At 45.1% G+C, this 17,359-nt stretch carries 19 protein-coding genes and 1 pseudogene; 6 read left to right on the top strand and 14 right to left on the bottom strand.

Annotated elements, in window-relative coordinates:
• Nucleotides 1–24 precede the first annotated feature (24 nt).
• Nucleotides 25–1,374, bottom strand: a complete 1,350-nt coding sequence (gene glvA, locus UJ203_RS19615) for a maltose-6'-phosphate glucosidase (RefSeq protein ID WP_322013379.1) — start codon at nt 1,372–1,374, stop codon at nt 25–27.
• 334 nt (nt 1,375–1,708) lie between these two features.
• On the opposite strand from glvA, the gene UJ203_RS19610 reads away from it, so the two are divergent.
• From UJ203_RS19610 to UJ203_RS19585, 6 genes are read left to right on the top strand one after another with little or no spacing between them, the layout of a single operon-like run.
• The gene (locus UJ203_RS19610; RefSeq protein WP_024120614.1) at nt 1,709–2,023 is read left to right on the top strand and encodes a WXG100 family type VII secretion target; all 315 of its coding nucleotides are present in this window, start codon (nt 1,709–1,711) and stop codon (nt 2,021–2,023) included.
• A gap of 5 nt (nt 2,024–2,028) precedes the next feature.
• A complete protein-coding gene (locus UJ203_RS19605; protein WP_024120613.1) occupies nt 2,029–3,231 on the top strand; it encodes a hypothetical protein in 1,203 nt (400 codons plus the stop codon).
• A gap of 11 nt (nt 3,232–3,242) precedes the next feature.
• Nucleotides 3,243–4,028, top strand: coding sequence for a hypothetical protein (locus UJ203_RS19600; RefSeq protein WP_059353378.1), 786 nt, complete (start codon nt 3,243–3,245; stop codon nt 4,026–4,028).
• A gap of 16 nt (nt 4,029–4,044) precedes the next feature.
• Nucleotides 4,045–4,599, top strand: a complete 555-nt coding sequence (locus UJ203_RS19595; RefSeq protein WP_082687921.1) for a YfjD family protein — start codon at nt 4,045–4,047, stop codon at nt 4,597–4,599.
• Nucleotides 4,600–4,609: 10 nt separating this feature from the next.
• Nucleotides 4,610–5,164, top strand: a complete 555-nt coding sequence (locus tag UJ203_RS19590) for a YfjD family protein (RefSeq protein ID WP_258182229.1) — start codon at nt 4,610–4,612, stop codon at nt 5,162–5,164.
• A 50-nt stretch (nt 5,165–5,214) separates the two neighbouring features.
• Complete coding sequence (locus tag UJ203_RS19585; RefSeq protein ID WP_081638253.1) at nt 5,215–5,544, top strand: YnfA family protein; 330 nt, start codon at nt 5,215–5,217, stop codon at nt 5,542–5,544.
• Nucleotides 5,545–5,580: 36 nt separating this feature from the next.
• Here the strand turns inward: UJ203_RS19585 and UJ203_RS19580 are convergent, their stop codons facing one another.
• The 13 genes and pseudogenes from UJ203_RS19580 to UJ203_RS19520 all read right to left on the bottom strand — a co-directional run bounded on the left by UJ203_RS19580 (nt 5,581) and on the right by UJ203_RS19520 (nt 17,312).
• On the bottom strand, nt 5,581–5,760 hold the full coding sequence (locus UJ203_RS19580) for a small acid-soluble spore protein H (RefSeq protein ID WP_010333419.1): 180 nt from the start codon (nt 5,758–5,760) through the stop codon (nt 5,581–5,583).
• Nucleotides 5,761–5,812: 52 nt separating this feature from the next.
• Nucleotides 5,813–7,630, bottom strand: coding sequence for a sigma-54-dependent Fis family transcriptional regulator (locus UJ203_RS19575; RefSeq protein WP_322013373.1), 1,818 nt, complete (start codon nt 7,628–7,630; stop codon nt 5,813–5,815).
• 103 nt (nt 7,631–7,733) lie between these two features.
• On the bottom strand, nt 7,734–9,110 hold the full coding sequence (gene lpdA / locus UJ203_RS19570; RefSeq protein ID WP_322013371.1) for a dihydrolipoyl dehydrogenase: 1,377 nt from the start codon (nt 9,108–9,110) through the stop codon (nt 7,734–7,736).
• A 16-nt stretch (nt 9,111–9,126) separates the two neighbouring features.
• A complete protein-coding gene (locus tag UJ203_RS19565) occupies nt 9,127–10,323 on the bottom strand; it encodes a dihydrolipoamide acetyltransferase family protein (RefSeq protein ID WP_322013369.1) in 1,197 nt (398 codons plus the stop codon).
• A 13-nt stretch (nt 10,324–10,336) separates the two neighbouring features.
• Nucleotides 10,337–11,365, bottom strand: a complete 1,029-nt coding sequence (gene acoB / locus UJ203_RS19560; protein WP_248338770.1) for an alpha-ketoacid dehydrogenase subunit beta — start codon at nt 11,363–11,365, stop codon at nt 10,337–10,339.
• A gap of 1 nt (nt 11,366) precedes the next feature.
• The gene (gene acoA, locus UJ203_RS19555) at nt 11,367–12,368 is read right to left on the bottom strand and encodes an acetoin:2,6-dichlorophenolindophenol oxidoreductase subunit alpha (RefSeq protein WP_322013365.1); all 1,002 of its coding nucleotides are present in this window, start codon (nt 12,366–12,368) and stop codon (nt 11,367–11,369) included.
• 233 nt (nt 12,369–12,601) lie between these two features.
• Nucleotides 12,602–13,291, bottom strand: a pseudogene (locus UJ203_RS19550) (hypothetical protein).
• Between the two features lie 29 nt (nt 13,292–13,320).
• Nucleotides 13,321–13,773, bottom strand: coding sequence for a DUF6884 domain-containing protein (locus UJ203_RS19545; RefSeq protein WP_322013363.1), 453 nt, complete (start codon nt 13,771–13,773; stop codon nt 13,321–13,323).
• 105 nt (nt 13,774–13,878) lie between these two features.
• Nucleotides 13,879–14,451, bottom strand: a complete 573-nt coding sequence (locus UJ203_RS19540) for a GNAT family protein (protein WP_322013361.1) — start codon at nt 14,449–14,451, stop codon at nt 13,879–13,881.
• A 250-nt stretch (nt 14,452–14,701) separates the two neighbouring features.
• Complete coding sequence (locus UJ203_RS19535; protein ID WP_322013360.1) at nt 14,702–15,685, bottom strand: tRNA-dihydrouridine synthase; 984 nt, start codon at nt 15,683–15,685, stop codon at nt 14,702–14,704.
• 751 nt (nt 15,686–16,436) lie between these two features.
• Nucleotides 16,437–16,721, bottom strand: coding sequence for a YfzA family protein (locus tag UJ203_RS19530; RefSeq protein WP_021481197.1), 285 nt, complete (start codon nt 16,719–16,721; stop codon nt 16,437–16,439).
• A 62-nt stretch (nt 16,722–16,783) separates the two neighbouring features.
• A complete protein-coding gene (locus tag UJ203_RS19525; protein WP_181185673.1) occupies nt 16,784–16,927 on the bottom strand; it encodes a class III lanthipeptide in 144 nt (47 codons plus the stop codon).
• A gap of 253 nt (nt 16,928–17,180) precedes the next feature.
• Nucleotides 17,181–17,312, bottom strand: a complete 132-nt coding sequence (locus UJ203_RS19520; RefSeq protein ID WP_188323621.1) for a class III lanthipeptide — start codon at nt 17,310–17,312, stop codon at nt 17,181–17,183.
• Between the last annotated feature and the right edge of the window lie 47 nt (nt 17,313–17,359).

Genomic DNA, 17,359 nt, shown 5'->3' with positions numbered 1-17,359 from the left:
TTTCGAAAATGGGGGATTTTTCAGTTATGAGATACGGCTCGGGCTTTGATCAAGCTCAGGCCAGAAATCTTTGTTGGCCTCCAATAAATCTTCGAGAATAAGTCTTGCCACACGGGCGTTCGGCACTGTTTTTGAGAGAATGAGCGCCTGCCATAGCTTTTGGAAGGATTTTTCCGTCCACGCCTCAACTGTCAATTTCTCAACTGATACCTGCTGTTCCATCAGTCCTTTTTGGAACTGCGGAATGTTTCCGACTGTGATCGGTTCAGGCCCGTTTGAGCCGACAATACACGGCACCTCTACCATCGCTGTCGGGTCAAAGTTTGCGATTGCGCCGTTATTTTCAACGATTAAAAGCATTCTTTCACCTGTATTGTAGGCAATGGCGCGGGCAAGATCGACGATATATGACGCGTGATCGTCTATTTGGATTTCGCTGTTTTTAGAGGACTGCTCGCGTGCAATCATGTCGCATTGGCTGAAAATAAAGGCTTCGCGTCCTTCCATGACTTCGTTTGCCCGCGTATGGTTCGGATTTGATTTTTTCACCATGTCATCCGGGAATAGATAATATTGTAAATACGTATTCGGCAATGTGTCCGGATCGGCGGCCTGCACGTCACGCGCTTTTGCGAACGTGTCATTCCAGCTCGCCTCCACCGCTTCGGACTCTGCATTCGGAATATACCCGTACTGAGACACATGTTCCTTCAGCTTCGGCATTAAATCATTGCCCTCTTGATCCTGAATGGATGTCCACCAGCCAAAATGATTTAATCCATAATACCGGACCTTCATTTCTTTTCTTGAGGACAGGCCGAGAATTTGCGCCATACGGTCTTCGATACCGACCGGCATATCACAGATGTTGAGGATTTTCGAGTTCGGTCTGAGGCGTCTCGTTGCTTCCGCCACAATCGCCGCCGGGTTGGAGTAATTCAGCATCCACGCATCTGGCGAGTATGTTTCCATGTAATCTAATATTTCAAGCACGCCGCCAATTGAACGCATACCGTATGCGATACCGCCCGGTCCGCACGTCTCCTGGCCCACAACTCCGTACTTCAGCGGAATTTGCTCATCAAGCGCACGCATCGCGTATTTCCCTACCCTGATGTGTGCCATGACAAAATCAACGTCTGTAAAAGCTTCTTCCGGGTCAGTCGTCGCTGTAAATTCAATTTCAGGTGCTTTTTCTCTGATAAAAACGTCACAGGCCCCCGCGATCCGCTCCTGTCTTTCCTTATCATTGTCATACAGCTTCAGCTTTCTGATCGGAAACTCATCCAAATGGTCTAAGAGCATCAGAACAATCCCGGGAGTAAATGTGCTCCCTCCGCCCGCTATTACGATTGAGAATGATTTTTTCTTCATATGACGACCTCCTTGATAACGTTTACATTTTATTTATATCATGTGACAGCTTGTCTCGTAATGCTTTTGGCGCACTTAGGTCATTTGATCAGTTTTAGTTTTTTTTCCCATCGAGCGGGAAATTTCTCACTTATCTATCAGTTCAACAATTTGATTTTTTTACCTTTTTTGTAATCTCAAAGTCTCATCATCTGTGAAATTTGAGCGAATATACGCCCTTCCAATTCTTATGAAAAGGTTCTTTTGTACGATTCGGATACATGCCGAATTATTTATAATCATTTATATAAAACATCCATTTGTGCGTTAATTTAGGAAAGGCAGGGGACAAAAGTTGGACTCACATAAAGTCATCGAGCTTGCAAATCAGTACAGTGCAGCCGCAGAAGAGGTCAGAAGCTCAAAAATGCTCCTTGACTCCCGGTTATCTGCATTGGGCGATGCGTGGCAGGGAAAAGCAAGAGACACATTCGACCAGGATTTCGAGGAAACAAAAGCCGCCTACGATCAGTTCGAACAGGAGCTGCTTGAAACAAGCCAGGAACTTAAGGCAGCTGCCGTAAAAATAGAAGAACGAAAAGCTGAGATTGCCAGAATGGAAGAATTAGAAAGAAAAGCAAGAGAGGAAAGACATAAACTCGAGAGGTGAATAGCGTGTCAGGAAACATTGCAGTTGATCCGGATAAGCTTGAACAGCTGGCAAATGATGTGGTCACAGAATTAACTGATATGGAAAACAAATATAAGGATTTGCATGCGGAGCTGGGACAGCTGATTTTACAATGCGATCCCCGCTACAGCAGCTGTTTTTCGGGTGTTGGGGATGCTTGGAGCTCAGGAAAAGCACTCGTCAGCAAGCTGAGTGACAATGAAATATTCATCAGAAAAACGAGCGACAAATTTGTTGAGCAGGACAATATTTTACGAAAGCTTTATAACGCTTACGACAAATACGGAACGATGACAAGCTTAACCGCCCTGATGCTGACCCAGGGAAAATACTACGGATTAGGGCTTACAAAGTTTGTGAAACAACCAAGCGGCTTACATACTGCCCGGCATTCAAAGCTTCTATTGGACATTTCCAGAGCAGTAGACAGCTCCCGTTATCAAAAAGCAGCCAGAGTGCTTTTGAACCCAAAATATCTGTTTAAAAAGACAAACCGGCCATTTTCTGATTTGGTACATAAAAAGTTTACAAAATACTTTCCGCAGGACACGGTGGATTTTTCAAACAGCGTAAGGAGCTATACAAGAGGCTTTGTTAATGAAGCCGGCGTACGCTCAACACTGAAGGATGTCGGAAAAACAGGTTTGAAATTCGCAAAAGGAAATGCCATTACAGCGACACTGATAACCGGAGCGACAGAAACGTTTGGAGCAGGCTTAAAGATCGCAGAAAATTACGCGAAATACGAAGACAAACCCGAAGTGCTCAAACGGGAAAATGCAAAAGCTGTTGGCAATGCAGTGAATAACACGATTTTTGTCGCTGGCGGCGCAACGGCAGGCGCTGTAATAGGCGGGGCGATCGGAAGTTTTGCAGGCCCTGTTGGTACTGTCCTCCTTGGCGCAGCTGGCTCTTATGTTGGCGGAGTGGTAGGAGAACAAATTGCCAAATTTACGGCAGGTTTCGCCGAAAAGGCAGCCTTAAAGCTGAAAGAACCGATTCATGCTGTTGTAAATACTGCCAAAAAGGGGCTGGAAGCGGCCGGCAAAGTCGTAAAAACGGTGAATGACGGCATAGATGCGGCCAATAAAACAATTCATAAAGGAATGGCCAAAGCAAAGAAAACGGCGGACTCGCTCATACACGGCGCAACCCATTTCCTTAAAGGCAAACTTTCATTCGGATAGGAGAATAAAACATGAATCAGTTTACGATCAGCTTAGAGGAGCTCATATTTTGTTTTTACAGCGAAGGCTTTTTTGAACAGGGCATGTCACTGAAGCAAGCCTATTTTCCTGAAATAGAAGATGAGCAGCTCGGATTTTTATTTGAAGCGGCCTGCCGTTCGCTTTTGGCGAAGGATGCTGCTGAATATCGGAATCATCAATACAGGTTAAAGGACGAGTACTGCCCGTTTATCCACGTATTAAATGACGCGGACTATACAGTGAAGCTTTCCAAGTTTGACGAGCAAGGCAGCGAACGGAATGTTTCCTGCCATGTTTCAAAATTTGGCACCTACTCCCATGAGCTTCTTTTTGATGAGCAAGTACATAGTATAAAAAAAATGGAATCAAGCGACGGATTACTTACAAAAACAGCTGAGTTTTTAAATATAATAGATACCGAGGATAAAAGCGAATCTATCCTGACTTTGACATCAAAAGAATTTGAAGCACTTCTGGAAGGTGCTTCCGAGACCCCCTCATACCTGAAGGAATTCCTTGGAAAGCACGACTACCAGGAGGACATTACCCGGTTTATAAATGATTTGTCATTACGTAAAGGAAAGATGGATACGCTGATGCGCCTGTCTTACGATAAAGATAACGCACCGGAAGTGGATGACATGGCTTTTATCCTGCCCGGCACCCGCCATACTTGGCTTGTAACAGGTATCACCCAGAATGAATTTACTGTCATGGCTGCTCATAAGGATGTTGTAAATCAAATCATTTCAAAACCGAACGAGAATCTGAATTGATAAAAGGAGAAGAGCATTGGAAAATCAAGTAGTCGAAGTCAAAAGCAGAATGTTCCTGAGAATATGGGCTTTTGTCGGATCTGCCGGTATGGGGCTTGCTTGTTTATGGCTGTTTTATATGGGGATTACCTTTCAAACGAAATATTATCTCCTAGCCATTCCAGCAGGTTTTCTATTCACCTTGTTTTGTTTATATTTATTTATCATCTTTTTTCCTGCCTTTACCCCTAGGGGAAATATCATCTTCCGTATTAAAACCGGAAAAGATGGTGAGATATTCACTGACAAAGCGGCTGTGAAATTTGCCGATATCAAGAAAATTGAAATGAATCGCAATAAATACCGCTTAAAAGGGATTTTTCAGGAAGATGTCATAATTCAAACAACTGACCACAAGACAATTCGCATTCCGACTTGGAACATCATTCCAAACCCTTTGTTTTTTGAAGCGGTTGAACGTTATATTGTCCCACATATGAATGATGAAGCGAAAACGAATTGGATCGGTCAGTTTACAGAGATTCAGCGCAATGTGTATTTAAAAGAATTTGAGAATCATCCGAAGCTTTAGGAGCAGCACATTGGAATCACATGATATCGAAGTCAAAAGCAGAATGTTTTTCAGAATCTGGCTGTTTCTCGCAACAGGCGGCGCCGTGATTGCAGGCGTGTGGCTGGTGTCAGAAGCCATTACGTTCGAATCCAAGTACTCTCTGCTTTATTTGGGCGGCGGATTGATGGCGATTGTCTATGGCTTGATCACATTTTCTATGGTTTTACCGGCGTTCACAAGCCGAGGACATGTTATTTTTCGTATTAAACAAGGGCCTGATGGGGAAATCTTCACAAAAAAACGCAGCGTGCCTTTTGCTGAAATCAAGCGCATTTATATGGGACGCCATCAATACAGTTTGAAAGGGATTTTCTTTGAGGATATTATCATTGAGAAGAAAGACGGCAAGATCGTTCGTATTCCGACTTGGAACATCATAGCTAATCCATTATTTTTCGAAGCGGTTGAACGTTATATGCTGCCCCATATGACGGAAGAGGCGAAAAACAATTGGATCAGCCAGTTTACAGAGATTCAGCGCAGTGTGTATTTGAAGGAATTTGAAGAGAATCCAAAGCTTTAACACCTCTCTCTCCTTTATAATGAAATGTAATTGAAGTTTGAGGGGTGCGCGTGATGCTGATGACCATTCTTTTATTTCTCGCGGCGGGACTTGCTGAAATTGGCGGAGGCTATTTGATTTGGCTGTGGCTGAGAGAAGCGAAGCCCGTCGGATACGGGGCAGCCGGGGCGCTGATATTGATTGTATACGGCATTCTCCCGACGTTTCAATCCTTCCCTTCCTTCGGCCGTGTATACGCCGCTTATGGAGGGGTGTTCATCGTACTAGCTGTCTTTTGGGGGTGGCTTGTCGATCGGAAAACTCCAGATCTGTATGACTGGATCGGCGCACTGATTTGTCTGATCGGTGTTTGTGTGATCTTATTTGCGCCGCGAGCATAACAAAATGGCCTGCTTATGAAAGCGGGCCACGTTTGTTTAATCCTCTTTTAAGTTGTTCAGCAGCACTTCATGCTCCTGCTGCGGTTCATCCAGCGGATAAATTCTTGCTGTTCCGGTTTCTTCATTCACATGCTGAATGTAAATCGGAACTCCGTTATACGTTACTTTCTTCATATCCGGTGATTCCACGATTTCTTTCGCTCTCTGTATATTCATCTCAACACCCTCCTTCACCCATAACGTTTCCATTTCTTGAAAGAAGTATGCTTTATGATCCAGCGGTCATATTAAATTTTTTCAATCGTTTGTAGAAGGTGCTGCGCGGAATGCCGCTGATTTTCGCAGCTTGGGAGACGTTTCCTTTTGCCGTTTCCAGCGCATTGATAAGGATATCTTTTTGAATTTGCTCACGGAGATTAAGCGCCTTTGTTTCAGCCCCCTTTTCTTTTACGGGGCCGATCGGCAAGCCCGCCGCTTCGAGCAATAAGGAAAGCGGCTCGTCACTCAGCCGTCCGTCCGGAAACCTGATGGAAAGGCGTTCAAAGACGTTAAACAGCTCGCGAATATTCCCTGGCCACTTCCATTGCTTCAGTACGTCCAAAAAGGCAGGCGGAAGCTCTCCCGGCCATCCATTTTTCTGTGTGTAGTACGTAAAGAGGGCCTCAATATCTTCGAGACGGTTCCGCAGCGGAGGAAGCTGAATCGGATAGACATGAAGGCGATAAAACAGGTCCTCTCTGATTTTTCCGCTTTCTGCGAGTTCACGCAAATCACAATGTGTGGCAGCAATCACTCTGATATCAACCGGGATTTCTTTTGTCCCGCCGACCGGTGTAATCTTGCGTTCCTGAAGCACCCGTAAAAGCGCCACCTGCATCGAGTGGGAAATTTCTCCGATTTCATCTAGAAATAAGGTGCCGTGATTCGCTTTTTGGAAGGCGCCTTTGTATCCATCTCGTTTCGCTCCTGTAAAAGCGCCTTCTGTATAGCCGAACAGCTCGCTTTCGATTAAATCCGCCGGGATCGCTCCGCAATTCACGGCTACAAACGGGCCGTTCTTACGGTCGCTGTTTTCATGAAGCGCGCGGGCCGCGACTTCCTTCCCCGTGCCGGTTTCACCCGACAGGCAAACTGTCGCATCAGCCGCGGCCGCTCGTTCAAGGCTTTTGAGCATCGCTTGCGATTGCCTGCTTTGTCCGAGGACTCCATTGAATCGAAAGGCCGGCTTTTTCTTTTGTTCCGATAAATAAAAACAAGTGCCGCTGTCCCCCATGGTGACCGCTTTTTCGATCGTAAAACCTCTTTCCTTCAACTCATAAAGATGCCGGCCTTGCCAATCCGGTATTGACGTTCGTATTGGCAGGCTTGCACCGATGATGTGCTGTTTGGCATTACAAAGCACGATCGGCACACGGGATGCTGTCCTATCAGCAAAGCGGCTGAGCAGTTCAAGCTCTTTCTCCCTGCTTTTGGCTGCCAATTCCCTTTCCGCGGCAAAGGCAATGGCCGCGGCAATGCCGAGCATATTTGGCTGTGCGTGCGCTGCCGGGCAAGAGATATCAATCACCCCCGCAAGACTGCCGTCCTCATAATGAATCGGTGCTGCTGAGCAATTCCAGTGATGGGAGGCGACTGAATAATGCTCTGATCCTTGAATGACAACCGGCTCGCTAATGTGAAGAGCCGTACCGATTGCATTGGTGCCAACCGCCGTTTCTGTCCAGCAGGCGCCTTCGACAAAGTTAATGCGTTTGGCTTCATGCAGCGCACGGCGATGGCCGTCAAGCGCCAGCACCACGCCGTCCGCATCAATCAATAGCGCCATCATTTCCATTTCTTTTATTGCGGGCAGCAGTTTTTCCAGGTAAGGCATTGCGGTCGACAGAAAGAATGAATGCTTGTTTGACTGCTGATCCAGTTCCGTTTGCTGCAAAACCTTCGGGCCTTTTTCTAAATAAGGGTTAACCTCAGCCTTTCTGCAGCGGTGCCAAGACTCGGCTATCCTTTTTCTTATTCGGGCTTCGTCCAGCACGCCGTCTTTTACAAAACGTTTCCAGGTTTGCAAATCGTTCGGGATCGAATTCATTCCTTGATCGTTCCTCCCTTACACGCCGTTTTCATCTATTGTAGGGGAAAAATAAAGCGCTTTCAACAATAAAAAAAGCCGGCGCATTCGCCAGCTTTTCTTGTTATGCATGCACCGCAAGCCCAATTGTGCTTAACAATGCTTCGTGCAGCGTTTCCGACAGCGTCGGATGGGCCGCGATAAAATGCTCTGCCATATCCGCCGTCATTTCTCCGTTCATGATAGCAGCCGCCTGCCCGATAAGCTCGGTCACATCCGGTCCGATCATTGAGACTCCGACGATTTCGCCGAACTCCGGTTCCGCCACGATCTTGACCTTTCCTTCCGCTTGGTGTTTGATGAGCGCCTTCCCGTTTGCGGAAAAAGGAAATTCACCAATCTGTACATCTCCGTAAACGTGTCTTGCCTGTTTTTCCGTCAATCCGATACATGCGATTTCCGGCGATGTGTAAATACATCGGGGCACGTTTTTTTCGTTCATTTTGATGTCGCGTCCTGAAGCGTGTGAAGCGGCGATGATCCCTTCATGGAAAGCAGCATGGGCCAGCTGAATGCCGCCGATCGCGTCCCCGCATGCGTAGATATGAGGCACATTGGTCTGCATTTGCTCATTTACGGGAATACCTTTTTGGGAAAAATCAATTCCCGCCTGGTCAAGTTGTAATCCATCCAGACGAGGTTTTCTGCCGATCGCCACCAGCACATAATCGGCCTTCGTCTTAAACTCACGCTGTCCGCTTTTCCATATCGCCGTTTTGGCTGCTTGATCAACACGCTCTAACCGGGAGGAGGTGTGAACTTCAACTCCGTCTTCCTCAAGCTTTTCCTGAAAGAGACGGGCGATATCCTCGTCCTCTGCCGGGATCAGCTGGCCGGCCGTTTCAATGATCGTCACCTTCGATCCAAGTCTGGCGAACAATCCGGCATACTCGCAGCCGATCACACCGCCGCCGACAATCACAAGCGAACCGGGAATTTCAGAAAGGCCGAGTGCATCTTTGCTGTCGATCACCCAATTGCCGTCAAACGGGGCAAAGGGCAGCTGGATTGGCTCTGACCCGGAAGCAATCAATATTTGTTCAGCCTCTCTGATTTCTTTTCCGTTCTCCCCTTCGATCAAGAGCTTCTTGTCAGAAAGAAAGGAGGCCTCTCCCTTCACGACTTGTATTTGATTTTTTTTCATTAAGTACTGTACGCCTTGGACAAGCTGGCTGACAACCTGCTGTTTTCGGCTCTGCATTTTGTTCCAATCAACCGATATTGCACCGGGCGGAAGTTCAATGCCGAAGCGCCCGGCATGTTTGATTTTATCGAGCACATTTGCGCTTTCTAACAAAGACTTCGTCGGAATGCAGCCTTCATTCAGGCAGGTTCCTCCAAGTGAGCCTTTGTCAATGAGCAGCACCTTTTTTCCCTGCTGTGCCGCTGAGACTGCTGCCGCATAGCCCGCTGGTCCCCCTCCGATAATGGCTAGTGTCATGTTCTCACCTGCTTTTCTATAAAATTAACGCTGCCGGTTCCTCCAGATATGTTTTGATCGTCTTCAGAAAGTCAGCTGCCGGAGCGCCGTCACAGGTTCTGTGATCAAACGTCAGGCTGAGCGGCAGTATCGTACCTCTGACAATCTCCTCCCCTTGAAAAACCGGCGTGTCATAGCTTGCTCCGATGCCGAGAATGCCTGTTTCGGGCGGATTTAATATCGGCGTAAAATGCTCCACGCCGGATGCGCCAAGGTTTGTGATTGAGAAGGTCGAGCCTTGCAATTCTTCGCTCCCCGCACGTCCCTCGCGTGCTTTTTTGGCGTTTTCTGAAATGGTTTTGGCCAGCTCAATCAGCGGCAGTTTTTCAGCATGACGAATGACAGGCACAACCAATCCTTTTTCAAGAGCAACAGCCATTCCGAGATGAACATGAGGATGTGTGATAATGCGCTCATTTTTGTAGAAGCTGTTCAGCATAGGGTGTGCTTGGAGAGCGAGCACCGCAGCTCTTGAGACAAAATGAGTGATCGTTAATTTCGTGCCGTGCCGTTCCTCAGCTGTCGGCGAAAGCTGTTTTTGAAGAGCTGCCAGCTTCGTGATATCAGCCTTCATTGTAATCGTCAGCTGGGCGCTGTTTGCCAAGCTTTCCTGCATTCGGGACGCGATCACTTTTCTCATACCTGTAACTGCAGTTTCCTGCGCCTTTTGTTCGGAAACTGGCTCAGCCTGTTCCCTTTTTTGTTCAGAAAGCGCCTTTGTGACATCATCCTTTACGATTCGTCCGCCCGGTCCCGTGCCCTTCAGATTTTTCAGGTCTAACCCTGCTTTTTCCGCTATTTTTCTGGCGACTGGAGAGATTTTCAGTCTGTCTTTTTTAGTGTTTGCGGGTTTGTTCTCCTGTTTAGGAGGCTGGGGATTGGCTTGCCTATTAGCTTCAGCGGCTGGCTCTTCCGTTTCTTCCTGTACCGATTCATTAGCGTCCCCGATGTAGCAAATGGCCGTACCGGGCGGAACCTCTTCCCCTTCTTTCACCTTAATATCAATCAGCGTGCCCTTTTCAGGCGCTTCGATTTCCATTTCAATTTTCTCCGACTGGATGCTGGCGATGCTTTCTCCCTTTTCAACCGGATCTCCCACTTTTTTGTTCCAAATCGATACTTCTCCTTGTTTCATGGCCATTCCCAACTTTGGCATCACTACTTTGACCGCCATATGTGTCCCCCCTTTAATTCACTGCCGGCTCGCCAAGCAATTCAAGCGTGACGCTGACGATTTTATCTGGTGTCGGCAAATATTGGTCTTCAAGCACTGGCGAAAACGGCACAGGTGTGTGCGGCGCTGTAATCCGCTTAATCGGCGCATCCAGCAGATCAAAGCCTTTGTCGGCCACAATTGCGGCTATATCTGTGGCTATGCTGCATCGCGGGTTGGCTTCGTCAATGATGATCAGCCGGTTTGTTTTTTCTAACGATGTGAAAATCGCTTCCTCATCCAGAGGAGACAGACTGCGCGGGTCAAGCACCTCGGCTTCAATGCCTTTTTCTGATAATTGTGCTGCCGCTTCGAGTGCGGTATTGACCTGCTTGCCGATCGCAAACAGCGTAATGTCGCTGCCCTCGCGTTTGATGTCCGCTTTTCCGAGCGGAATTGTATAATACTCTTCCGGCACTTCGCCTTTCATGTTGTAGGACGTTTTGTCTTCAAAAAAGAACACCGGATCGTTGTCTTCGATCGCCGCAAGCAGCAGACCTTTGGCATCATACGGATTCGACGGAACAACCGTCTTCAGCCCCGGAATGCTTGTGAAAAGGCCGTACAGCGACTGAGAGTGCTGTGCCGCAGCCCGGAAACCCGCTCCGTATGTGGTGCGGACGGTAATCGGCACTTGCGCTTTTCCGCCGAACATATAGCGGAATTTTGCCCCTTGGTTGATGACCTGGTCAAAGCACGTGCCGATAAAGTCGTTAAACATCAGCTCCGCAATCGGTCTCAGCCCTGTTGATGCCGCAGCCATAGCGGCGCCCATATAGCCCGCTTCAGAAATGGGCGTATCCAGCACCCTGCTCCGTCCAAATTCCTGAACGAGCCCTTTGGTGACGCCTAATACGCCGCCCCATGCTTCGTCATCCTGCAAATGATCGACTGCCGCTCCTCCGGCTACATCCTCACCGATCAACAGCACATTTTCGTCCCTTCTCATCGCAAGTTTCATTGCCTCGTTGATCGCGTCTGACATGCTTATGACTCTAGCCATCTTACATTCCTCCTTTTTCGTATGAGACATATACATCTGCCAGCAGCTCTGATGCTTTCGGATATGGGCTGTCTTGGCTGAAGGAGACTGCTTTTTCAATCGATTCTTTGACGCTTTGTTCAATGTCTGCCAGTTTTTTTTCATCCGCCTCTTTTAACAGATCGTTTTTGAAGCCTTGTATGGCATCCTTTTCTTCAAGGTGCTCAGCTCTTTCATCCTTTGTTTTATAGGTTTGGGCATCTCCTTCGAAATGGCCGTAGTTTCTGTAGGTCATGCATTCAATCAAAGATGGGCCTCCGCCGTTTCTTGCTCGTTCAATCGCTTCCCCTGCTGCCTGATAAACTGCTAAAATATCTTTTCCGTCCACGGTTACTCCCGGCATGTTATAGGCAGCTGCCCGATCAGCGATTGAATCACAGGCTGACGCGTACTCAAATGGCGTGGCTTCGCCGTAGCCGTTGTTTTCAGCGATAAACACAACTGGAAGATTCCATACAGCCGCTAAGTTGAGGCCTTCATGGAAGGTTCCTTGGTTATTTGCTCCGTCCCCAAAAAAGCAAACGCTTACATTTTTAGTCTGTTTATATTTAGCCGTGAGCGCTGACCCGCATGCGAGCGTAAATCCGCCCCCGACGATTCCATTTGCCCCTAACATGCCTTTATCGAGATCGGCAATGTGCATCGACCCGCCTTTGCCTTTACAAAGCCCAGTCGCTTTCCCGAAAATTTCAGCCATCATCCCGTTCAGATCACAGCCCTTGGCGATACAATGCCCATGCCCTCTATGTGTGCTTGTAATGCTGTCGCCATCATCTAAGTGAGCGCACACGCCTACAGCTACCGCTTCTTCACCGGCATACAAATGGACGAATCCGGGAAGCACTCCCTCTGCGAACAGTTCATGCACTTTGTCCTCAAAGCCCCTGATTTCCAGCATCTTTTGGTACATCCACAGCGCTTTTTCCTCAGTTAATGACAAGCCTTCTCGTTTTAACAGTTCCATTGTGTGTGCCTCCTTCTATTTAGGGTTCGCCTTAATGAATGCAAGAAGTGTGCCAGCCATTGGATGCCCGTAAAATCAGTCTTCTATGTTGATACCAGGAGACAGTTTGAGACAGGTGTCTCATTTTGTCTCGATATGAAACCATGTGTCTCGTTTTATTCCAAATAAAAAAAACCGGGCACCTGCCCGGTCTTTTGACGTCGATCGACATATTTATTTCCTCGGAAATCTTATCAACTTCCTAATGCCTCTGCATCGTTTGTCTGAATGGCGATTTCGAGGGTAAAGTCAATTGAATATTTTACATAACCAAAGCCGCCGTCCCCATCCTTCTGCATGCAGTCTATCGTGCCTCTGAAATATGTATACCCTTTTTGATTTAGCGTTTTTCTGACGGTTTCCGCCATCGCCGCGGCATCTGTTTTTGTTTTTCCGCTTGCATCTAACTGAATCGTCAAACTCAGCGACGCTCTTTCAGCCAATTGCTTGCTCCAGCTTGTATCTAATGTAAACTGAGCGTGTTCAACGCTGATATCTGCTTCGGCTTTTATAAGTTGCGGAACGGCTTTTTTCAAATCCGCTTCGATTTCCTTTGATGCTTCTTGATTTAGATGTTTTGCAACAGACTCGGTATAGGCTTCTTCAATCCCATCGCAGGTTACCTTAGGATGGAGAAACCCCATCGCGCACATTTAGTAGCTTTGAGATTGGGTGTTTGCTTGAAACACATATTCCGAGGTTTTCGCGTTATAAACTCCATTCGTGATCTTGATTTCTTTTTGAGGATAGGTCTGTTTCACATATGATGTGAGCTTTTGCTCTTCGGCATTTTTTGAAAATGGATCACCGAATAAAATATGATAGATATAAAAGCCGCTTCCACATACCGCAATGGCAAGGAAGCCAAATACCATTTTTTTCATTTTCACACCCTTTTCGGGTTATGTACGTATTACAGTTCTTGTTTTTCTTCAACCGCCCTGTTCAGTGCCTGAAGCATGTAACCAATGCCTTTGTACGGTGCCAGCGGCCAGCTGATATGCTGATGATTTCCGACGACCGTGTTAAGGACTTTACGATATTTTTTCCCGCCGAGCATGACGAGCTCTTCTTTTTCAAGAAAACCCTTTTCATGAAATTGGCGCCTTAACTTCTCCCCTGTCATAATCTCTGGATGACCGCTCCCGAATGCCACATCGTAGTTTTCCGGCACGATGTCATCAGGACGCAGGAACCCATGCTTTGCCGACAAAATGACCCAGTCGTCAAAAAAAGCTTTCGCATACCGCTCGCACGCCTGATGAAACGGGCTCAGGTAAGCATCTTCCGCCCTTACCGGACCTGTATCTGGCCGGATGTCCCATATTTTTTTCTTGCCGCAGGGGATGATGCATAGTCGTTTCATTTTTCTCTTCCCCCTATTTCTGTTTCATATAATAGTTGAAATAACAAGTGCCCCTGTTTCATTTTCCATATCCCGGGCAGTTAGTTCCTGTGAAAGAGGCATTAGTTAAAATTTATTTTTATCTTTTCCCAAACCAGCTGTAAAATCTCCTTTGATCATTGAATACATATATAAATCTTCAAATTTACCACAAGCGAATTCATAATGTCTCAACAAACCCTCTCTGCTAAAACCTTGTTTTTCTACTAGTTTTATCGATGGGATATTAGAAGGTTCAATAAGAGCTTCAACTCTTTCCAGCTGCAAGTGGTTATATCCATATTTGACAACAGCCTCTAATGCTTCACTGACGATTCCTTTTCTCCAGTAATCTTTGCTTAATTCGTACCCAACTTCAGCTCGATAATGTTTTGCAAGTCTATTAAGAAATCCACAACTTCCTATTACGATGCCAGAATCTTTAAGGGTAATTCCCCATCTGATTCCTGTACCTTTTTCATATATGGATTTATACCACCTGATCTCTTCCCACACATCTTTAGTTGTTTCAAAGGGGTCTAACCCCATCGGCTTAACAACATGTTGATCTGAAAGATATGGTAGCATATCTTTGGCATCTTCAAAGTTTACTTCTCTTAAACATAATCTTTTTGTTTCAATTATAGGAAATTCTTTCACCGTAAACTCCCCCTTCATTGTTTCCGCACCATCTCCTGTTATTACCATGTATTTTATCTTATCCATAGATAAAAAAAGATAGCAAGGACAATTTCCCTGCTATCTTGATTCTTATAATACTTCAACAGCTTCTAGGCAGCATGTCTCCCTGAATATCGAGATGAAAATTTGCAGGAATAATCCGGCGCAATACCGCATTCACACCAGTTTAATGTCCCCACTTCACTCTCACCTTGAATTGGAACACTTTTTACTTTGGCTCCGCCCCATCAAGATACTTCCTCTCAAATTCATCGAGCAATGCACGCACTTCGTCTGTTGATTTTGTGTTCATGCATTGGTTTCTTAATTCACTTGCCCCACGGAATCCACGGAGATATATCTTGAAAAAGCGAGGAAGCGGTTTGTATGCTCGAGCTTCTGTTTTTGAATATTCATCATGGAGATCCAGATGCAGTCTCAAAAGATCAATCAATTCCTTACTGCTATGCTCTTTCGGCTCTTTTTCAAAAGCAAATGGATTTGTAAAAATACCGCGCCCTATCATAATTCCATCGACACCGTATTGTTCAGCAAGTTTCAAGCCAGTTTGACGGTCAGGAATATCCCCATTGATCGTCAACAGTGTATCTGGCGCTACCTCATCACGAAGTTTCTTAATCTCCGGGATGAGTTCCCAATGCGCATCCACTTTGCTCATTTCCGCTCTTGTGCGCAAATGAATGGAAAGATTAGCAATGTCCTGTTTCAATACGTGTGTCAGCCAGTCGCGCCATTCATCTATATCCGTGTAACCTAGTCTAGTTTTCACGCTTACTGGCAATCCGCCTGCTTTTGCTGCTTGTATTAGTTCTGCTGCAACTTCTGGACGACAAATAAGGCCGCTTCCCTTTCCATTTCCCGCAACATTAGGTACAGGACAGCCCATATTGATATCTAGGCCCTTAAACCCTAATTCCGCCATACCAATACTCATTTGGCGAAAGTTCTCAGGCTTGTCTCCCCATATATGAGCTACCATTGGCTGTTCATCCTCTGTAAAAGTCAAACGGCCGCGCACACTGTCCTTCCCATCCGGGTGACAATAGCTCTCCGAGTTTGTAAATTCCGTAAAGAACACATCAGGTCTTCCTGCTTCACTCACTACATGGCGAAACACAACATCCGTCACATCTTCCATTGGTGCCAGTACAAAAAAAGGCCGTGGTAATTCACGCCAGAAATTATCTGTCATAACAAAAATCAAATCCTTTCATTAGGGGATACGGCTATACCTTTATCTCAATATAAAAAGACTGACCATGCTTTTTTTACACTATCGCATGCGAAAGCATTTCTTATCAATCTATAGTAAATTTTGAACATTTCACGTGGGATGATTATCTACACCTATTTTTTATATTGTGGCTAACACTGGCACCGACCTTCGTCTTTCTTAGTGGCCTTACTTTTGAACTTTTTGGATAAATAGTATTCCAACCTAAATAGAATATCATATGAGTTCTCCATATTACCAACGCAAAATAATTGTCCTGTTATTGAAGATAAGATATTTAACGCTACACCATATCCGTATCTCAATATCATATTTGCGGAAAAACTAATTCAAGAGATAAACTTTGATTAAGCAAATTGAGTTGGGGGTGGTATAACTGAGTACTCAAGAGAATGAAAAAACCTCTACTTAAGCTTGCTACCACTTATGAATCACATGGAGTAAAGAGGATGAGAAGAGAAAATAAACTCCTACTAAAAAAATGCAAGAACTTTAATCTGAACCATTTGGGATTTGCTCATGATTTAGAAAATAACCAACGCAGCAAGTGGCAACCTACTATATATTTGTATAGGATTATAATACGGTAATCCTGATCCAGAACCAATAAAATAGACTGCTGACTAAGTGTCGCAGTCTTCACTCATAAGATAATTAAGAAAGTGTTCATTTTCTTTCATCATTAAATAAGGCATCAGAAGTTATTGCTTTAATTTCGAATATCCTTTGTTATCCCTGTAATTATTTGTATAATAGTGAAAACTCCCAAGAAAACAGTAATAATATTAAACCATGGATTATCATAGAATGAAAGATATGTTTGAAAGAAATCTAGTTCAACTATGTTTGCTGGGAATCCATTCATTTCTCTATACTTAGGACCCCATCCCGTTAATTCTACAAAATTAAAATAAAGCTGAGATACTAAAAATGCCAAAAATGTTTGAAACCAACTTCTTTTATATAACGGTCGTTTTTTATATACTTTATCCATTTAGTTATCCATTTCCTTCTCTGCAATACTTTTTAGCCAAGTGTCAATCTAAAATCATTATATTATGAAGCATGATTGTCGCAATAATTACTTATTAAGGATATAACCATTGTAGGTATTACTGTAATAGTTGTTATGGTTGGTCCCACTTGCGGTTCCACCTCAGCACTATTATTTAATTGTTGTAATGCTAAAACATTATTCATTAATATTCCTCCATTCTTCATTTTATAAATTTAGCATTTTTGATTTTAGTTCTACATATAAATGAAGAACTAAGTCCCTTCATTCATTTTCCATTGACAATAAAAAAGAAGTATGGGATAGTAAAAAGAATTTATACGAAAGCTAAATTTGTTCCTTTTTTTGGAAACAGGAAAAGGATTGGGGTCCTTTTCCTGTTCAGGCTTTCATATAATGTATAACGACCAAGCATACTTTTTTAGTGTGTTTGGTCTTTTATCCACAGTTGTTGCTAATAGTAGATGTGCCAACTACCGTTGTGATTAGCGTAAGCAAGCCACCTTTGCCTTTTGAAGCTTCTACGTCAGATCCTTCATTGAGTTGTTGAAGTTCCAATACATCTTTCATTTGGTTTGACCTCCTTTTTATCATTTATTACAACTTTGCTAATAGTA

This window comes from Bacillus sp. V26, from assembly GCF_034296245.1.
Lineage (GTDB): Bacteria > Bacillota > Bacilli > Bacillales > Bacillaceae > Bacillus > Bacillus halotolerans.
The sequence above is the reverse complement of the archived record's forward strand: the minus strand, read 5'-3'. Positions and strand labels throughout refer to the sequence as shown.